At 52.7% G+C, this 17,641-nt stretch carries 14 protein-coding genes; 6 read left to right on the top strand and 8 right to left on the bottom strand.

Features of this window, described 5'->3' with window-relative positions:
• Positions 1-24 precede the first annotated feature (24 nt).
• The 3 genes from ccsA to KIH39_RS10570 all read right to left on the bottom strand — a co-directional run bounded on the left by ccsA (position 25) and on the right by KIH39_RS10570 (position 4,413).
• The gene (ccsA, locus tag KIH39_RS10580; RefSeq protein ID WP_213499295.1) at positions 25-3,399 is read right to left on the bottom strand and encodes a cytochrome c biogenesis protein CcsA; all 3,375 of its coding nucleotides are present in this window, start codon (positions 3,397-3,399) and stop codon (positions 25-27) included.
• Positions 3,400-3,427: 28 nt separating this feature from the next.
• Positions 3,428-4,057 carry a hypothetical protein gene (locus KIH39_RS10575; protein ID WP_213499294.1) on the bottom strand — a complete coding sequence of 210 codons (630 nt, stop codon included), beginning with the start codon at positions 4,055-4,057 and terminating at the stop codon, positions 3,428-3,430.
• 65 nt (positions 4,058-4,122) lie between these two features.
• Positions 4,123-4,413 (bottom strand): hypothetical protein, encoded by a 291-nt coding sequence (locus KIH39_RS10570; RefSeq protein WP_213499293.1) that lies wholly within the window; start codon positions 4,411-4,413, stop codon positions 4,123-4,125.
• 54 nt (positions 4,414-4,467) lie between these two features.
• On the opposite strand from KIH39_RS10570, the gene lpxK reads away from it, so the two are divergent.
• Positions 4,468-5,526: a tetraacyldisaccharide 4'-kinase gene (lpxK, locus tag KIH39_RS10565; RefSeq protein ID WP_213499292.1), complete on the top strand. Its 1,059-nt coding sequence runs from the start codon at positions 4,468-4,470 to the stop codon at positions 5,524-5,526.
• Between the two features lie 20 nt (positions 5,527-5,546).
• On the opposite strand, the gene KIH39_RS10560 is transcribed toward lpxK, so the two are convergent.
• Positions 5,547-6,545: an alkaline phosphatase family protein gene (locus KIH39_RS10560; protein ID WP_213499291.1), complete on the bottom strand. Its 999-nt coding sequence runs from the start codon at positions 6,543-6,545 to the stop codon at positions 5,547-5,549.
• A 96-nt stretch (positions 6,546-6,641) separates the two neighbouring features.
• Here KIH39_RS10560 and KIH39_RS10555 point away from each other — a divergent pair, with 96 nt between their 5' ends.
• Both KIH39_RS10555 and KIH39_RS10550 read left to right on the top strand, forming a co-directional pair.
• Positions 6,642-8,468, top strand: coding sequence for an ABC transporter permease subunit (locus KIH39_RS10555; protein WP_213499290.1), 1,827 nt, complete (start codon positions 6,642-6,644; stop codon positions 8,466-8,468).
• A gap of 13 nt (positions 8,469-8,481) precedes the next feature.
• Entirely contained in the window at positions 8,482-9,621 is a 1,140-nt protein-coding gene (locus KIH39_RS10550) for a C45 family peptidase (protein ID WP_213499289.1), read from the top strand.
• A 1-nt stretch (position 9,622) separates the two neighbouring features.
• Here the strand turns inward: KIH39_RS10550 and KIH39_RS10545 are convergent, their stop codons facing one another.
• Positions 9,623-10,159: a hypothetical protein gene (locus KIH39_RS10545; RefSeq protein ID WP_213499288.1), complete on the bottom strand. Its 537-nt coding sequence runs from the start codon at positions 10,157-10,159 to the stop codon at positions 9,623-9,625.
• 82 nt (positions 10,160-10,241) lie between these two features.
• Positions 10,242-11,255: a M28 family peptidase gene (locus KIH39_RS10540; RefSeq protein WP_246539641.1), complete on the bottom strand. Its 1,014-nt coding sequence runs from the start codon at positions 11,253-11,255 to the stop codon at positions 10,242-10,244.
• Between the two features lie 77 nt (positions 11,256-11,332).
• Between KIH39_RS10540 and KIH39_RS10535 the strand changes: the two genes are divergently transcribed.
• Entirely contained in the window at positions 11,333-12,169 is an 837-nt protein-coding gene (locus tag KIH39_RS10535; RefSeq protein WP_213499287.1) for a hypothetical protein, read from the top strand.
• Positions 12,166-13,857 (top strand): hypothetical protein, encoded by a 1,692-nt coding sequence (locus KIH39_RS10530; protein WP_213499286.1) that lies wholly within the window; start codon positions 12,166-12,168, stop codon positions 13,855-13,857. Before KIH39_RS10535 ends, KIH39_RS10530 begins: the two co-directional genes overlap by 4 nt.
• 40 nt (positions 13,858-13,897) lie before the next feature.
• Here KIH39_RS10530 and KIH39_RS10525 read toward each other — a convergent pair whose 3' ends face one another.
• Complete coding sequence (locus tag KIH39_RS10525) at positions 13,898-15,739, bottom strand: WD40 repeat domain-containing protein (RefSeq protein ID WP_213499285.1); 1,842 nt, start codon at positions 15,737-15,739, stop codon at positions 13,898-13,900.
• 226 nt (positions 15,740-15,965) lie between these two features.
• On the opposite strand from KIH39_RS10525, the gene KIH39_RS10520 reads away from it, so the two are divergent.
• Positions 15,966-16,886 carry a thiamine-phosphate kinase gene (locus KIH39_RS10520; RefSeq protein WP_213499284.1) on the top strand — a complete coding sequence of 307 codons (921 nt, stop codon included), beginning with the start codon at positions 15,966-15,968 and terminating at the stop codon, positions 16,884-16,886.
• 60 nt (positions 16,887-16,946) lie between these two features.
• On the opposite strand, the gene rpiB is transcribed toward KIH39_RS10520, so the two are convergent.
• Positions 16,947-17,405 (bottom strand): ribose 5-phosphate isomerase B, encoded by a 459-nt coding sequence (gene rpiB, locus KIH39_RS10515; protein ID WP_213499283.1) that lies wholly within the window; start codon positions 17,403-17,405, stop codon positions 16,947-16,949.
• Positions 17,406-17,641 lie beyond the last annotated feature (236 nt).

Below are 17,641 nucleotides of genomic sequence, written 5' to 3'. Positions count from 1 at the left end.
GCGGGTAGAAATCTGAATCGGGAATTAAGCCGCTTTAGGGTGGAACTTGAAGGGGATGAGGCCCAGACCGATCAGCAGAATCGTACCTTCCCAGGTATACTGGCAGAATTCTGCCAAGCCTTTATCGAAACCGTAAGCATGCAGACCAATCCCCAACTGGTTGGTACCGAACCAGGACCAGGTGGTGACCATAATGCCGCCGATAGCCAGCAATGCAATCCCACGGTTCTTGGCGAGTCCGCACCAGCGAGCGTGCAGAATCAGGGCATTCCAAATCACTACCAGTACGGCCCCATTCTCTTTGGGATCCCAGCCCCAGAATCGACCCCAGGAAGCATCGGCCCAGAGTCCGCCCAGCACCGTCCCCAGAAAGCTGAACAGTATGGCCAGACAGGTCGAGCCGTAAATCATGCCCGCGATGTATTTCGACTGCTTGGCATCCACAAATGGACGGGCAAAAATGTAGACAATACCAAGTATTCCCGCCAGATAAGTCACGCTATAGCCAATCGTAACAGTGGTCACGTGCGTGGCCAACCAGAAGTCGGTATCCAACACCGCTTGCAGCATCCCGAGGGAATCTCCAGAAGCACTCAGATAGACGTTGGCGATGTAGAGCGTGGCCGCTCCGATGAAATTCCCCGCCAAGGTCGGAAGATCGGATTTCAGCACGCGACTGAAAACCAATGAAAGGCCGACGGCGAACCAGCCGATGAAGATGGCCGATGAGTATAAATTGGTCACCGGGGGGCGTTCCTGAATAACCATTCGCATAATCAAGGCTGTGGTGTGCACCAGAAACGTTAAAGCGGTTAAGCCGAAGGCCATTCTGCTGAGGACCTTCACTTGTCCGAACAAAAGCGATGCCATAATCAGGATCGCCGAGGTCAGATACAGGAAACACGAATAATAGAAGGGGGAGAGGAAATTCATTCGCACTTCCCTCTCGATCTTAGATTGACTGTAAGGCGAGGGATCTTTGGGATAGGAATCCCAGATGCTCTGCATGAGCTTGTCGAGTTCACTCGCTTTCCCATTCTGATGCGCTTCGATGAGATCATCGATGTCGCGATTCAATTTCGGCAGAGTATTTCGGTAATCCTCATAGAGTTCGCGAGCGGTGGTTTCGTCTTCCAGTCCTTTTGCCTGTTCCATAATCTTCGGCGGAACGCTTTCGAGTTTACCGAATTGCTGAATGAGAATGCTTTCAATTCGCTTCTTGGCACGTTCACGAGCTTCATCACGCTGCGCGGCAGAAGGATTGAACTTCTTAATGTTCTCCTCTTGATCGTGTACACTTTCCCAACTTCCACCCGCAGCGATCGGCGGATAAATGTGTGGAGTGTTTCCCAAGGCTATGCTGAGATATACTTCGATTTTGCTTCTCAGCAGAAGGACTTTTTCGTCGAAAAGTTCCCGCTGTTTGGGATCTTTTTTCACCGCTTCCTCGACATGCTTGACGAGATTCTGATAGGAAGGGGCGATTTCCTCCAGGGAGTAACGGAAGAAACCTGGCCGCGGCTCCAGTTTCATCGCTCCGAGTAATTCATCATTATCGATGCGGAAAATCTGATTCTTGGCACCTGGTCCCTCGATCGGGGAAGAATTCCGCATGGTATCGAGAATCCATTCCAGCGCTGATTTCGAGTACTCCGCTTTGTGCTTCTCTGCATTCCATTTGAATACTTCCGTGCGGTTACTGATCGATTGCAGCCGGAAGCGGGCATAGGTGTCCAGCGGCATCACGCGACCTTCTTCCATGATCGGAAGTCGAGCGATTTGGCGATAGACCGGATCGCTGGAAGCCGTTTTCAATTCGTTGTATTTCGAGGCCAGCCAGGTCGCGGCAATTAAGACGGTAGCCAGAGGCAAAAAGGTCAGCAGGAGTGAGGGAGATACCGCATCGGGATTTTCCTCGGCTTCCAAATTGTGAGGTGGCTTTTCAGATCCTCGGGCCGATTTTTTTGCGGCCAATTTTGCCTCTTTTGCTTCCAGTGCCTTCTCTTCCTGTTGGGCCATGGTGCTCATTTTTTTGTTCAGACTCAATAAAAACTGAACGATCAGACCGAGAGTCACCATAGCGCAAGAAATATAAGGCCAAAGTCGGGCCGGGTTCTTCACTACCATCAGCACGGTGCCCTGGCCATCGCCCATATGCTGATGCTGGAAGAAGGATTCGCCCTTGTATCGAAGGGGATTATTCATCCAGATCCGGATGTCGTCCTTTTCGTAGCCATCCGAATCGACGAGTTTCACCGTGCTGGCGAAATCTCGAGCCATCTGCGTTCCTTCATAGACTTTGTGTTCGAAATTCTTCAGTTCGATCGAGAAGGGGCGATAAGAACGGCGATTCCGGAAACTGACTGTGTACTTTTCGCCCTGGTGTTCCACGGTCACTTCCGGGAACATTTGGAGGCCGCGAATGGAATAGAAGAAATCCCAATCCGAAAGGTGATAAGTGCCGATTTTCTTCTCGGTCCCTTTTTCAAAAAGGTCGACCACAATCGTCGGCATGTTCTCTTTTTCGGATGCTTCGACCCCGGTTACGATTCGCGAACGAGTCAGTAGATATTTTTTGCCATCAAGCAACGTAAGAATCACATCGGTGGGGGTGAGCTTGTGTTCCGCCGTGGACATGCTCCGGGGATCGGTAATCACCGTCACCGAAGTCTGAGTCAATGTCGCCGGGGCGATCAGAAGCAGCTCAGAGTTGGGCCAGTATTCAACGACCTGGATATCGACCGGCAGTTCCGGATCGGAGATCCTGTTCCCATCCTTCAAGAGCTTTTGCGAAACCGTGATCGCCTCGTCGAATTTGGGATCGCCCTGTTTAGTGAAAGCCAGTTCGTACTCGCGAGAGTAGCTGACAAAATTGGTGCGATCCCCCGTGCGCATGATCATGAGCGACTCGACGGATAAATAGCCAGTTACCAATTCGCTGAGCAGCATCAATATCAGGCCGAGGTGGACGATGATAATGCCCGAGCGCTTCCAGGTCAGTTTGAATCGCACGAGATGCGCGGCCAGCAGATTCGCCAGCAGGAGCAGGCCGATGGTTTTCCCGCCGGGGAAGGGGATTGAGCCACTCCATTGCGGATTTTTGCCGACCCAGCTATCGAAGAAGGTCGAGAAAAATTCAGCGTTCAACTGATTGGGAATCCAGACGTGGTAAGAGCGGAAATAATCATCCACGGCCGTCCAGGTGCTGCTGGTTTTCTGAGCCAAAGTGCCGTAAAAGACCAATAGCAGCGACAGTACGAAGAGAGTAACTGTCAATTGCAACGAAGCGAGCGGCTTGAGAATGTGCCGCCATTCGGGGAGAGTAGATGTTTCGAGCGACGATTTGTAACTCGGCGTCTCGCTCACGTAGCTATCGTGTATCTTGGGATCGTTTGCCATATCTATTACCGCTTGAGCAAGTGGGGAGTTACTGTTTCATGAAAGGCGGCGCCATGCCACCTGGTTTTTTGATACCTTGCATATCGACGATATACACTTTGGAGCCGTCGACAGTCATTTCCTTAACCGTTTTCTGATATTCCGCGTCACCGATTGCACCGAGTTCCGGAAGGCCCAGTTCCATGCGCCAACGGTCGATGTTGGCTTTGAGATCACCCCCGAAAAGCGTGATCGTCAATTCGAGTTTCTTCTCCCCCGAGGGGATCCGCAAAGTGGCGATCCGCATCTGATTCTCGGGACCGGTCGTCCAGTTCTCCGGCGCTTCCCAGGTCAGACTCTTGCCTGCTTCCTTGGGAAACTTCAGCGATTGAATGAACTTGGTGAACGCCGGTTCGATTTTGGCGAGATCTTCCGGTGGACCCATCAATTTGACGAAATAGGATCGCCCATCGGGAGTGGGAACGATGGCGTTCAGATAGCGGATCAGACTTCCGGCTTCCGGCACGAACGCCTTGCCCGGTGCCTCGGCTTTTTTGGTGTCGCCGGCAACTCGCGGTTCCTTGTAATGGCGGATGCCCGGATCCTCCGAACAGCCGAGGGTCGAAATACCGAGCGCGCAGAGTAACAGCAAACCGGGAATCTTCAGGCAGGTATTCATAGTCGAAGCAAAATCAGAACGGGCGAAGGTAGGTGTCTGAATTTTAATTTTTCATTATCCTTTTTTCAAGGCGAAGTTTCCCGATTAGCTTTGTTAGCCGGATCCGGGCGATCCTGAATGCGGCGAGCATAATCCTCGGCTATTTGCGACTGTTGCCGCCTCTGAGAGCGATTCAAGGCCAAGCGTACCAAATTCCAACCGACGAAAATAAAAGAGGCCACCTGAAGCCATTGAAGCTTCCGAGCCTGTTCCTCTGCTGGATTCCAGTCCGGCATCAAATAACCGCGAAACGTCAGAAATAGAGCTACGCCAAGCCAGAACACCGTCAGAAATATATAAATCCCGCGTTGCAGCATGATAATTTAACCTCTGAACTAATTATAGTCAGTTGCTCGTTACGAGGAGTTTCTTTGTCGATAGTCGCCGCCTGGAAAAATCTCGTCGAGAACAAATCTGCTAACCCGCTCGCTCTGGCTGGCAATGCCTTCCTGGGGTTGCTTGGCCTTCTCTACAGACTTGTAACCTCCTGCAGGAATTGGCTTTACGATAAAAAAATCCTCTCTTCAGCCTCCGTGGATGTTCCAGTGGTCAGCATTGGGAATTTAACCCTGGGTGGTACCGGAAAGACTCCTTGCGTGGAGTGGATTGCCAAATATTTGCGCGAACAGGACCTGATGGTGGCGATTCTGAGTCGGGGCTACGGTTCGGATTCCGGACCCAATGACGAGGCTTTATTGCTTGAAGAAAATCTCCCCGATGTGCCCCATTTGCAGGGCAGGAATCGGGCAGCGGTGGCTCGCACGGCCATCGAAGAGTTGGAATCCCAAGTCTTGATTCTCGATGATGGCTTTCAACATCGCCGGCTGGCGCGGGATCTGAATATCGTACTGTTTGATGCCTCTCAAAAAGCGGTTCGGATCTTTCCGCGCGGCTATCTCCGCGAAGCTCTCGCTGGTATTCGCCGGGCCGATGCTTTGATTCTCACCCATGCGGATCGAGTTTCGGAACTATCGCTAAAATCCTGGCGGGAGTTGTTTCAAAAGTATAAGCCAGGCCTTCCCGTCTCTCTGGCGCGACATGCTCCGGCGATCTGGCAACAGGAAGGAGCAGAGGCTTTACCGCCGGAATGTTTTCGAGGTCATAAGGCCTTGGCGTTCTGCGGTCTGGCCAATCCGGAAAGTTTTCGAAAAACTCTCGAAGCTCTAGGGGTGGAGATTCAGGATTTTCGAACCTATCCCGATCATTTCAATTTTCGGTCTACGGATGTGAAATCTCTCGGCGAATGGGCAAGCTCGTTTCCGGCGGGAATGCCCGTTCTCACAACGCAGAAAGATTTTGTGAAGCTTCGTATATCGAATTTAGGTTTGCGCCCGCTGTATTACCTTCGAATAGAGTTCGATATTTTCGAAGGAGCGGCTGAGCTTCGACAATTACTTCGCGACAAAGTAGTTGCTCGATACACCGAGTGATTTCGCAGCCAAGCAAGATCCTAAGTCTTGAGCGGCTCGGGCAATGGTAACGGAGTTAAGGAATTCTTTACCAACTGCAGGAATTTACGGGCCGATTCGCACCACTCCTGTTGCTTGTTAGATAAATCATTGACTTCAAAGCGATCTTCGGGTTTCTTGAAAAGTAAATTGCGTTCCGCCTGTTCAATAAAAAGCCAGGCCGGAGTTCGCAGAGCGATCGCATCAGCCGATTTTTGGATCAGGTATTCATGGAGCTGTGCGAGATCCGATTGAAACAACGGAGTCAGCCCGAGCGGTTCTTGTTCCGACGAATTTCCGTTCACCAGGAAATCTGCCAAATCAATTTCGGTACAAATGGCCTCCCGGCGTTCGCCGATGGCCGCGTTGGGATGGAGAACGATCAAGGGCAAGTGCGTGGCAGCAGAGTGCAGGGTACCCGCTTTTTGGTGGGGAAGCGGGCAGCCTTCTCCGCTCGTTAAAATAATCGAGACTTTATCTTCCAGTTCGCGTTGTTTCAGGGTTTCGCGAATCATCCCAACCAGAAAATCCGCTTGCTTCATCAATTCGGCGATGGCGGAACTGGCCGGTTCCCGGTCGTCAGGAAGTTGTTGGGCGAGCCTTTCAGAAAGATTCGTTTGAATTTCCAACCAATATACCCCGGCCTCCTCTTCGCTAAAAAATCCGACGATTTCTTCTAGCGTATCGGCTACCAGAGCCTCCTCCTCGGTCGGTTCATCGTCCTCGCTGGCTTCCAGAGTGGCCGCCAGATGCGAAAGCGGCAGGAATTCCTGCTCCAGGGGAATATCGTTTCCTTCCAGTTTTTCCAGGAGCGGATCGATCCAGGAATCGTCGTTCGGGTCGATATTGGCGGAAAAATAATCATCGAAGGTCAGCCCCTCGGCCATCATTTTGTCGAACTCGGGTGTTTCGAGCCAGTCGCTGCCGTAGCCGGAAATCCAACGGGTCGGTAGACGATCGAAGAACAAAACGAGAATTTTTTTCGTAGCATCTGGAGACAAATCGAAGTTCCTTCCTTTTGGCGAGCCTTTCGGTAATCTAAAGATCGAAGGTCCGAAAGATAGAGATCAGGACATTATTTCAAGCGGGGAGTTCGCGTGCTGGGGCCAATTTTCGCCAGGGAATTTGTAACTGTACCCCGGCGGGATAAACACCACATCGCGAGAGTGGGCCTGCTGGCTCTGCTCTGGGTCATCGGGTTGACCGCCTGGCAGGCAACTGTCGGATTTAATTTGGATCCCACCCTGGGTCAAACTGCTCACTTCGGCCTACTTTACTTTCAAATTATTTCCTACGTCCTTTTGACACTCCTTCTGTTTTTCTCGGCTCTTTCGGCCGCCAGTACGATCGCTCAGGAAAAAGATCGTCGAACTTTCATTTTGCTTCTGCTGACCGATATGCGCGATTACGAGATCGTGCTCGGTAAGATGCTCGGAAGTTTACTGCCGATTGGCATCATTCTCACCTGCGTCATGCCGGTATTTTTCCTGTGTCTGTTGCTCGGGGGCATTTCCGTCGAGCAGGTGATTCAGGCCGGGCTGGTGTTCGCGGGAACCTCTCTGGCGGCCGGGTCGCTGGGGGGGCTGATAGCGTTATGGCGGGAAAGAACATTCCAATCTCTCGCCCTGGCGGTACTGGGTCTGGTCCTCTATTTGTCCCTGGTTCAGGGATTGCCGAGTCTGGTGGGGATGTTCGTCGCCAATGTCAATTCCGATGCTCTTTGGAGCAACATCCAAGCCTGGTTTGATCCGTTCCTGACACTCCGCTCCGTATTAGAACCACCGATTGAAGGGGGAACCGAAATTGCCCCCGCCTATATTTTCTTCGCCGTGATGATCGCTTTCTGCGTGTTCCTCAACGCTTTTGGAATCTGGAAACTGCGTAAATGGAACCCCAGCGGCGAGCCGATTATTCAACGCGAAGTTCCCAGCGAATCGGAATTGGAAGCCGTCGATCGTTCCAAAGCTCACGCCGCGCCAGGGAAGGCTCGCGCGGTCTGGGAAAACCCGATTCTTTGGCGAGAAATCCGAACTCTGGCCTATGGTCGAAGGCCACTGATGGTGAAACTGATTTATTTCCTGGTACTCGGGCTAATCTGCTATTTCGCGTTCCATTCGCTGTACCGCTCCGGGGAACGGCCGACTTTCGCGGCCGCTTATGGCCTGATTCCCGCAGGGGTTATTAGTCTGCTGTTGCTGGCGGCTCAGGCCGTCACCTCAATCACTTCCGAACGAGACGGCAGAACTCTCGACTTGTTGCTGGTGACCGATCTGTCCCCACGCGAATTCATGATCGGCAAGATTGGCGGCGTGATCTGGAATACGAAGGAATTTTTGATTCCCCCCTTGGTAATGGTCATACTTTATGGCTTAGCGGGCGCGTTCGCTCCGGCGACGGTTGCCAACTCCGGAGAGGGGATACTTGCGACTTCGTGGCTTTCCATCGTCTGTTCTTTCGGTACCGTGCTGGTGATGCTGGCCTTTGCAATCATGCTCGGGCTGCATGTGGCTCTGCGAATCGATAATAGCCGTCTGGCGATTGGGAATACGCTGGGAACGATTTTCTTTCTGTCGATTGGCACGCTGATCAGCATCTATTTGATCATAATCAACGGCAACAGCCTGGGGAATCAATTGCTGAGTTTCAGCGGCTTCCTGCTGCTTGGAATTGGGGGGTTCTGGTGGGTCTTGAGCTCCGGGCGGCCGGCACCAGCCCTTTCGCTGGCCTCCACCATCTGCCCGCTCGCCATGTTTTATTCGGTAACCAACGTCTTGATTGCCAAGCCGGGGACTAACGAATCAACGGATCCGCTGATCCCGTTTTTGATGGTTGGTGGAACATTTGGTTTTGCCATCTATGCTATGCTGAAGCCTCTGATTAGTGAATTTGAAGTCGTATCGGAGGTGGCCGCCCGCGATGAATAATTAGGAGTTCGCGATGCGCTATCTCTGGTCATTCGTTTTGTGTTTAGCAAGCAGCTTTCCTCTCTTCGCCCAGGACGCCCATTCCAAATTCGTTTACAAGGAGCAAACCGAAGGACCGGGTAAGCTTCAGTACGTCAAAGGCATTCCCGTTCTCGTCGTCGAGGGCACACCCGAGGAACTCGGGAAGCAGTACGGGGCCATTGCCATGTCTCAAGGTAAAAATCTGCTCAAGCAAATTGATGGTTTCGTCGACTCCATTGGCTTCAAATCGGCCTATCCGCTGCTCTTGAAAATGAGTGCGGGCATGCTCGATTCATTCCCGAAAGATCACCGTACCGAAATCGAAAGTGCCGCCAAAGCCTCGGGAATCGATCTCAAATTGCTCATATTTGCGAATACCGTGGCCGATCTGAAAAAAATCGGTGGCTGCTCCACGCTGATCGTCGAAAAGACGCGTAGCCAAACCGGCGAACCGCTCTTTGGCCGACTCCTGGATTGGCCGCCGTTCGAAGGGCTGGCGCAGCATTCGCTGATCGTTGTCGAAAAGCCCAAGGGGAAGCATGCTTTTGCCGCACTGACTATTTCTCCGCTCATCGGTGTGGTCACCGCGATGAATGATTCCGGGCTCTGTCTCACGATTAATGAAATCTATGCGACGAAGGACAAAACCCCGCCTTTGGATGTTACGGGAACTCCCATGCTGCTTTTGTTTCGCCGGGTGATGGAAGAATGCGAGAATCTCGATCAGGCGGAAAAATTGGTTCGGGAAGCAAAACGTACTGGCATGTACGTCTTAACGCTCTGCGATAAATCCGGTGGCCGGGTGCTGGAAGTGACCACGAAGAACGTGGTGCCGCGCACCGCCGAAAACGGGGTCTGCTGCACTACGAACCACTTTCGCACCGAAGAGCTTTCGGTCCATAAAAAATGTGATCGCTATGCCAAGCTGCAGGAATGCCAGAAGTGTGACGATAAGTATGGGGTCCCGGATGTGGTCAAATCGCTGGATCGCGTCAATCAGGGGAAATCGACGATTCATGCCGTGGTTTTTGAACCGAGCCGCCGGGTGATGCACGTGTCGGTGGGAGGTGACCGCTCGGCGACTAAGAATCCCTTTGAAGAAATCGAGCTGACGAACTTCTTCAAAAAGTAGTCTATTTCCGATTCAAGCCGCGCCGGCGGTCGTTCATCTGCTGCCGGTACATAGCTAAATCCCGCTCGAGCTTGGCTTTATGGTCATCCTTCAAAAGGACCATCTGCTGCCAGGCATATTTGCGGGTCGACATCAGATCGATGAAAGCGATAGCCACTATGCCAAAAAGCAAGATGACGATGGCTATCCAGCAGTAGAAGTAGTTCTTAAAGAAGGCTTTATCGATTTCTTTTTCGGCTTCCGGAATTTCGATATTATTCTGCTTGGAAGCATCCACTTTCTGAACCAGTTCGCCCGCCCGCCGCTCCATACCCGAGAGGTAAGTCCAAGCCAAGAAACCCCCGAGAATGAGCATGAAAACGCTGTTGACCAGCCGGAGGCGAGCCTGTTTTTGCAGGTATTTGCGTTCGTCGCTGGGGATGATTTCGTGGGAGCGCAGGCGACGGAAAATTCGGAACGGAATGCGAGCCGTATAGCAGGCCGTGACCGCCAGGATAACTGCGAAACCCAGGCCAAAGATAATTTCCGAAGTACTCACGGATCGCTTTCTCGGTAGATGCTGGTGGTAGCGGACCGGAAATAATCCTTCATTTCCTGGGTATCTAATTCAGCCTAACGGATTATTTTGTCCTCTGCAACCAGACACTCAGCACTTTTGCCACCTTGGCCATGCTCTCGCCGGAACAGTTTTCCGGCAAATCGGTCAATTTGTGCCAGTGCGGGTAGCTGAAATCGATGATGTCGATCGCTTTGATGCCAACGCGGTTCAGCCCCATGTGGTCGTCGAGCACGGCGTCGCCTCGTTCGAAGACGAATTCCTTAACGTTCAATTCTTTGGCGATATCCCAGACTTCTTCCATCAGGCCGCCGGCTTCAAATCGGGAATTTTCTTCCCAGGGGAAACGGGTATTAATCCCGGCGAACAGATCGAGCAGAATTGCCGATTTGTAGGTGTAGGCCGGGCGATGATCGCGATAATTATCCGCGAAGTAATCCGAACCGAGAAAGAATTTATCCCGCTTGGGATCGAACATCCATTCTTCCCCGTCGAAAATCACAAAGTCCACCCCGACCTTCATCTTGGGAGCTTTTTTCATGTGATTGCCCAACTCCATTAACAGTGCGACGGTGGAAGTGCCATCGTTCGCGCTGAGGAAAGGTCGAGTCCAGTCTTCCCGGCGTCTTTCCTGATCCGCAATGGGACGGGTATCGTAGTGCCCGCAGAGGATCACCCGGGTTTTACTTTCGGGATTCCAGCTGATGATCATGTTGGCCATGGGAACCGATTTCGGCTGCGAACGCTGTTTGCCTTCAAATTTCTGAAAAGTGACTTTTGCACCGAGATTTTCGAAGTGCTTCTTCAGCAGATCCTGCATTTTGGCCATGCCGTCGCTGCCGCTGATGCGCGGGCCGAGATCGCAAAGTTGCTTGAGGTATTTCATCGCCCGATCGGGATCGAAAGGGGCCGGTTCGCCGGCTTCCCAGGTTGAGGCAAGCGGTTTGGAAGATTGTCCCGATTTGGCGGAAGTGATTTGTTCGGGTAGTTCTTTACTCGAACTGGAATTCGTGAACATCACGACTGCTCCTGCCAGTAAGGCCAACGCGCCGCCGATAATCAACTTATTGCTGGTCATCGAAGTCCCTCATTTCAATCTTCCCACTATCATACACGGTAGAGGACGATCCAAGTTTCTTATATACCGGATGAAGGATGTTTGCGAGATTACTTGTACTGATAGCCGTCGTCGGTCTGGGAGTTTTCGGGCTTGGCCTCATTCTCACATTTCTGGGTTACGCCCGGAATGTCGGCGACCGCAAGTACTCGGAAAACAATATCCGGCAGATCGGTTTTGCGATGATGCACTGTACCGATCCCGGTAGTGTGATCAAGCCCGAATCCATCGACTATTTCCCCTCCGGCACGCTACCAAACCCCGCGTTGAAACGGGACGAACGCCTCAGCCTGTACGCCTATTTCGTGCATTCCCTGGATCGTACCACCGAGAACGCGAATTTCGATGAAAAAACCGGGATGACCAAACTTTGGAGCCAGATAGACAAGGACCAGAAGTGGAATTTGGGAAGTAATCGGGAACTGGCCACCCAGAAAGCCAAACACCTGATTGTCCCGGCCACGAAGAAGCCGGTCACGGCCGAGGGCTTCGCCATTACCAATTACGTCGCTAACGGCGGCCTGGAGAACGGTGCGGCCCTGCCCAAATGGAATTCCGAACAGCTACGCGGTCTCTTCGAACCCGATATAAAAACTCCCTATGTCGAAGTCAAAGACGGCTTGGCACAGACTATCGCCTTTTTGGAAACCGATTTTTTCACCGGACCCTGGCTGCAGGGCGGACCTTCCACTCTCCGTACATGGAAGCGCGATCAATCGGTCTACCTGGGCCCTTCGAGCGATCTCGGAGGTATTCATCTCGATGGCGTTTACGCCGCCATGGCCGATGGAAGAGCCCATTTTTTGACCTGGAAAACCGATCCGCGGATTTTCCGGTCGCTGCTGACCATCGATAGTACGGAAGAACCCGAATGAATTTTTCAATTCGCCCCATCCTCGCCTGGTTTGGAGCCGGCGCGTTGTTGCTGGCTATCCTGATCCTTGGGATCCCGCCTTACTTGCGTACGCCCCTTTGGGTCGATGTCAGTCTGTACGACATCGCCGCCTGGAACGTATTGCAGGGAGGCGTGCATTATCGGGATACTCTCGATACCAATCCGCCAGGCATGATGCTCTTGCAGTTGGGTATCCGCTCCCTTTTGGGCTGGTCTTCCGAGGCGATTCTGGCCATTGATCTGCTGGTGATCACAGCGATTCTGCTGCTGCTGAGCCGACTCTTGAAGAAATCGTCTCTGTCGAGCTTGGCGGTCTTCTGCTTCCTCATTACCGGGGCCTTTTTCTACATTTTCGAGTCTGAATACATCCACTGCCAACGCGATGTCTGGATGCTCCTGCCGATCCTGGTGGCCATAAATCTCTATGATGGGACAACACCCAGACGAAGATTTCTGCGTGCCTTTCTGGTGGGGTGTGCAATTGGAACCGCAGTCTGTCTGAAGCCGCACGTCTTAATTCCGGCTCTCGGTTCCTATCTTTGGATGCGGTTCGGTCGAAGAACCGAGCCAACTTCCGATCGCGGTTCCTTAGGCCGACCACCCGGCTTTCTGGGAATCTTTGTGGGCGTTGTGCTGGTCGGCTCGGCCATGAGTTGCTGGCTGATCGCCAGCGGTTCCCTGGCACCGATGCTCGACATCTTCCTGAACTGGAATCCCGAATATTACGACTGGTCGAGTTCGGAGTATCACTTCCGTTGGGTTTCCTTCTGGTTCACACTGCAACCCTGGTCCCGGTTGCATGCGGTGGCCATTCCCCTGGCGATTTTTGCAATCTGGAATTACCGAAGTCGTGAGGCTACGGCAACCACCTATTACCGTTCCCTGCTGGCGGTTTTGTATCTCACCTGGATTGCACAGGCATTTCTCTTGCAGAAATCGATGGCATACATTCAGGCGCCCGGGATGATTTTGGGAATTGCTCTCGTGGCTTCTTATGTGGGCAAAGCGCTGATCTGCGTCGTTTTCTGGGTGCTAATCAGTTCTCACATCTGCGGTATGAAAGAGGACAGCTCGATTGGTCATTATCTGAACTCCTGGAAGCAGCGAAGCCCGGCCACCTTCTACGTCTTTTTCCCCTATCACTGTTCCTTGGATCCCGAGCGACTGGAACTTTGGTCCGACTGTCTGAAATGGGATTGCCCCGATGTGGTTCGAGATAAACTGCCGTATTTCCGCGATCATCTCGGTGTGCCATCGTATGTAGCCCAGCGCGACGTCGTCAATTTTCTGAAACCGCTGAACTTGCAGGAGGGACAACTCGTCTGCTGGTGCGATGCGACGTTTTTGATTTATCGGGAATTGAACCTGAAACCCGCCATTCGCTATCTGCACGTGCATACAGCGTTGATGTTTCAAAGTAAACGAGATTTAATTCGGGCCGATGTCCTGAAGTGCTCCCCTAAATATGCAGTGGTCGATCTTTCACTGCCCAAGTGGTACTTCGATATACCCGATAAAGAAATGGCGGACAACAATCCGGAGTTTCCCCCAAGCTTGCCCGATTTTGCGAAAACAGCCTTTCCCTGGGACCAGAAAGTCGTTTTCCGTTCGGGACGATATGTCGTCCTGGAAGTGACGGAACCGATCGATCGGATCTTCTGGTATTAATACCCGTCGGGCTTTCTGTCCGACGGGTAAATCGATGCGATTAGTCTTCCAGCAACTGACTCATCAAGAGTCGGTAGCAAGTGGAATCGGCGTTGCCGGTGTAAAGGTATCGGCCGTTCTCTCCGAAAGCGAGAGAATGAATTTCCGTATCGAAGGTTCGGGCGATCACAAGCCGGCCATTCAAAACGTTCCATACCCGCAGCGTGCAATCGTCGCTGGCGGACACCAGCCAGGAGCCATCGGGACTGAAAGCCAAAGCGCCGATCCGATTGGTATGGCCGGGCAAGTCGAAAATTTCCCTGTCGTCCTTCAAGTCCCAAACCACTAGGGAATTCTTGAGCGAACCCCCGGCCAGATAACGACCCTGCGGATCGAAGCAGAGGGCTGTAACCCCGTGGTCGAAAGTTGTGAGTTTTTCCTTTTCGTCGAGATTCCAGAGACAGACCGCTCCATCCGAACCGCTGGTGGCCAGGAAATCGACCCCGCCAACGGCCAGAAGGTTACCTTTCGGATGAAAGGCCAGGGTTTCGATCGAACAGGACTCGGCGGCTTCCGGGATCACCAGAATCGCCTCTTTCTCGTTCAGATCCCAAATCCACGCGAGACCATCGCTCAGACTCGCCGTTGCCAATGTCTTCGAATCGGGAGCGAAATTCAGGCAGGAGATCGGCCCGAAAGTATGATTCAGAGTCCGAACCAGCGTCTGCTTAGCGGCATCCCAGATTTCAACCTGAGGCGTTTCGTTACTGGTGGCAATCCAGCGGCCATCCGCACTCGCGGCGACGGAGCGGATCGTTTCTTTAGTCGGCAGCAGAGTCAAATGCGCCGATTCCGTTTCCCAGGATTGCAGCGAAGCTCCGACGGAACTCAGCAAAAGTTCTTTCTTGTTCTGAGGCAGCACCGCGATCTGATGGCGTACCGCGGCGGTGGGACCGCCTTTCATTTCACCCGATTTGATGTTCCAGACGCAAATCGTATGGTCGGCTCCGGCCGAGGCGAAGTGTACGCCATCGGGGGAAAAGGCCATGACCTTGATTTCTTCGGTAGGTCCGCGGAACGAATAGCTCGGTTTCTTGGCTTCCAGGTTATCCCAGATATGAATTTCAAAATCGGAGTCCGCACACGCTAAGAAGTGCCCATCGCGGCTGATGGCCAGCGAGGTGACCTGTTCGGAGTGCGTGTTCAAAAGCATCTTCGGTTCGACCTGCGGGGGCTGCCAGATTCGAACGCTGGTATCCCAGCCCGCGGAAAGGAGCAGATCGGAGTTCACCGACCAGACCAAGGCCGGGATGCGATCGGGATGGCCCAGCAGAGTCGTGGTGACTTGGTAGGATTCGAGATTCAAGATGCGAATCTTGCGATCTTCCGCCGCACTCGCCAGTTCCGTACCGTTGGGTCGGAAGGCGAGGGCCGAGATGGCCACAGTATGCAGATCGACTTTTTGAAGCAGTTTTAAACCTTTGGTGTCCCAGATGCGGACGCTGCCATCGTCGTGGCCGCTCGCCAGGAGTTTGCCATCGGCGGAGAAGGCCAGAGCGGTAATCCAGCATTCGGTATCTACCCGGAATGCTTCCTGACCGCTGTTGACGTACCAAAGACAGAGTTCCTGACTGCCCGAGGCGACAAATTTCCCGGTCGGGGAGAATTGCCACACATTTTCGAGATCGTTCAGGAACACACGCGAGATCTGTCGCCCATCGAGAGACCATTGGCGAAGCAAACCGCATTCTTCGATCGTCCAGATCAATCCGTCTTCCGAGAAGCGCATCGCCAGGACGTCGCTTTCCGTATGGAATAAGGGCTGACCGTAGGTTCGATCAAGATAAGTTGGCGCACCAATGGATCCTGTGACCGCAGATGCAAAGTTCGTTGAGTTGCTCATGGACCTTCCGGCCTCGGTGTCAAGGGGTTCGGCTGTTAAGCTGTCCGAGTTATATCGCGCTTTCCAATAGGATAAACCTTGCGTCATGCGAAGGAAAGCATCTTTGCAGTTTACCTTAGTTTTTTCAGGTATGTCGGGGTTCATCCGATTTTTCAATCGCCCGATTAGGTAAGAGATACGATAAGCCTTGCGGGTTGTAGGATTTGGGAGAAGGAATTTTTGAAGAATGCACGAATTCGGCTTCATAGACTGGCTGCGAAAGCGACAGACCCCGGGTCATCAAACGACCATTGGAATAGGAGATGACACCGCCGGGTTTCGATTTTCCCCCGGTTGCGATGCACTGATTACAACGGATATGCTGCTCGAAGGGAGCTGCTTCCTCTTGGCCGAAGCCGGCGCGGAAGCGGTCGGCCGCAAGGCTTTAGCAGTGAATTTATCGGACATTGCGGCCATGGCAGGTATTCCGAAGGCCGCTCTCATCAGTCTGGCATTGCCGCGCAAAAAAGGAGCAGAAATCGCTCAGGGGCTTTTTCGGGGAATTGAAAGCTTGGCCCGAGACTACGAAGTGGAGATTATCGGCGGTGACACCAATTCCTGGAACGGCCCATTGAGCATTTCCATTACCCTTTTTGGGGAGAGCACCGCAAAAGGGCCGGTGAAACGGAGCGGGGCTGAAATAGGTGATGTGATTTTTGTAACTGGGCCCTTAGGCGGATCTATCCTCGGGAGGCATCTGAACTTTGAGCCCCGAGTCCGGGAAGCGCTTCAACTTCACAGGGCCTTCGACCTACACTCGATGATCGATTTGAGCGATGGGCTCAGCCGGGATCTTGGACATATCTGTGAGGAGAGCCATTGCGGGGCAGAGATTTGGGCCAGAGAATTACCGATCACGCCCGCGGCGCAACAACTTTCGCGGCAGGATGGCCGGACTCCTGAATATCATGCTTTGCACGATGGGGAGGATTTCGAACTCTGCTTCACGGTTTCGGAATCGGTGGCCGAGCAAATTCGTAAAGACCCGATGTGGAATTGCACGGCGATAGGAAGAATTCAAAAAGCAGAGCAGGGAATTCGACTTTTAGACGAGAATAATCAGTGGCAGCCCCTCGAAGCCCAGGGCTACCAGCATGAGTTTGATTGAGAGACTCGTTCCAAATCGATTGGATTAGAACTTAAAACTACCAGTGCGAATTATTTCGTATTAGCTTCTCGGTGGGTTCGCTTCGATGGCAAGCACCTTGGCCAATCGGCGAGCGTGACGCTCTTCTCCCGAATAGGTTGCATTCAGAAAGGCGGTGACCAGATCCTGGGCCGTCGCTAAACCAATCACCCGGGCTCCTAGAACCAGGACATTCATATCGTCGTGCTCCACCCCCTGAGCGGCGGAGTAATGATCATGACAGATGGCGGCCCGTACACCGGGGATTTTATTTGCGGCGATCGAAGCTCCCACTCCGGAACCGCAGACGAGAATTCCTCGCTCCGCCGATTTCTGAAGGATGGATTTTCCCAGCGCGAGAGCGAAATCGGGATAGTCGTCCGGTTTATCAGCGGAGTCCGTGCCGAGATCGATTACTTCATGGCCTGTATTCAGGAGAAGGTATCGGATGGTTTCTTTCAAATCGTACCCGGCGTGATCGGCTGCGATGGCTAGTTTCATGGGAACCTACATGGGAAAACAGGGACGTATCGATTACACTACTTTATCCAATTCTTGCCGGGATTGGAACCTTTCGACGTCAGAGGGCACTCGTGGAGATCTGAAAGCAAAAGAGACGAATTGGATTGGAATTTTGTGTGGGGAAGTGCCAAAAACCCCAAGGAATCTTCAAAGGTCATCAAAATGGCCTTCGCCACTATATCAAATTTGATGATCTGATGACCTTCCCGGCAAAT

The organism is Telmatocola sphagniphila (assembly GCF_018398935.1).
GTDB classification, from domain to species: Bacteria; Planctomycetota; Planctomycetia; order Gemmatales; family Gemmataceae; genus Telmatocola; species Telmatocola sphagniphila.
The sequence above is the reverse complement of the archived record's forward strand: the minus strand, read 5'-3'. Positions and strand labels throughout refer to the sequence as shown.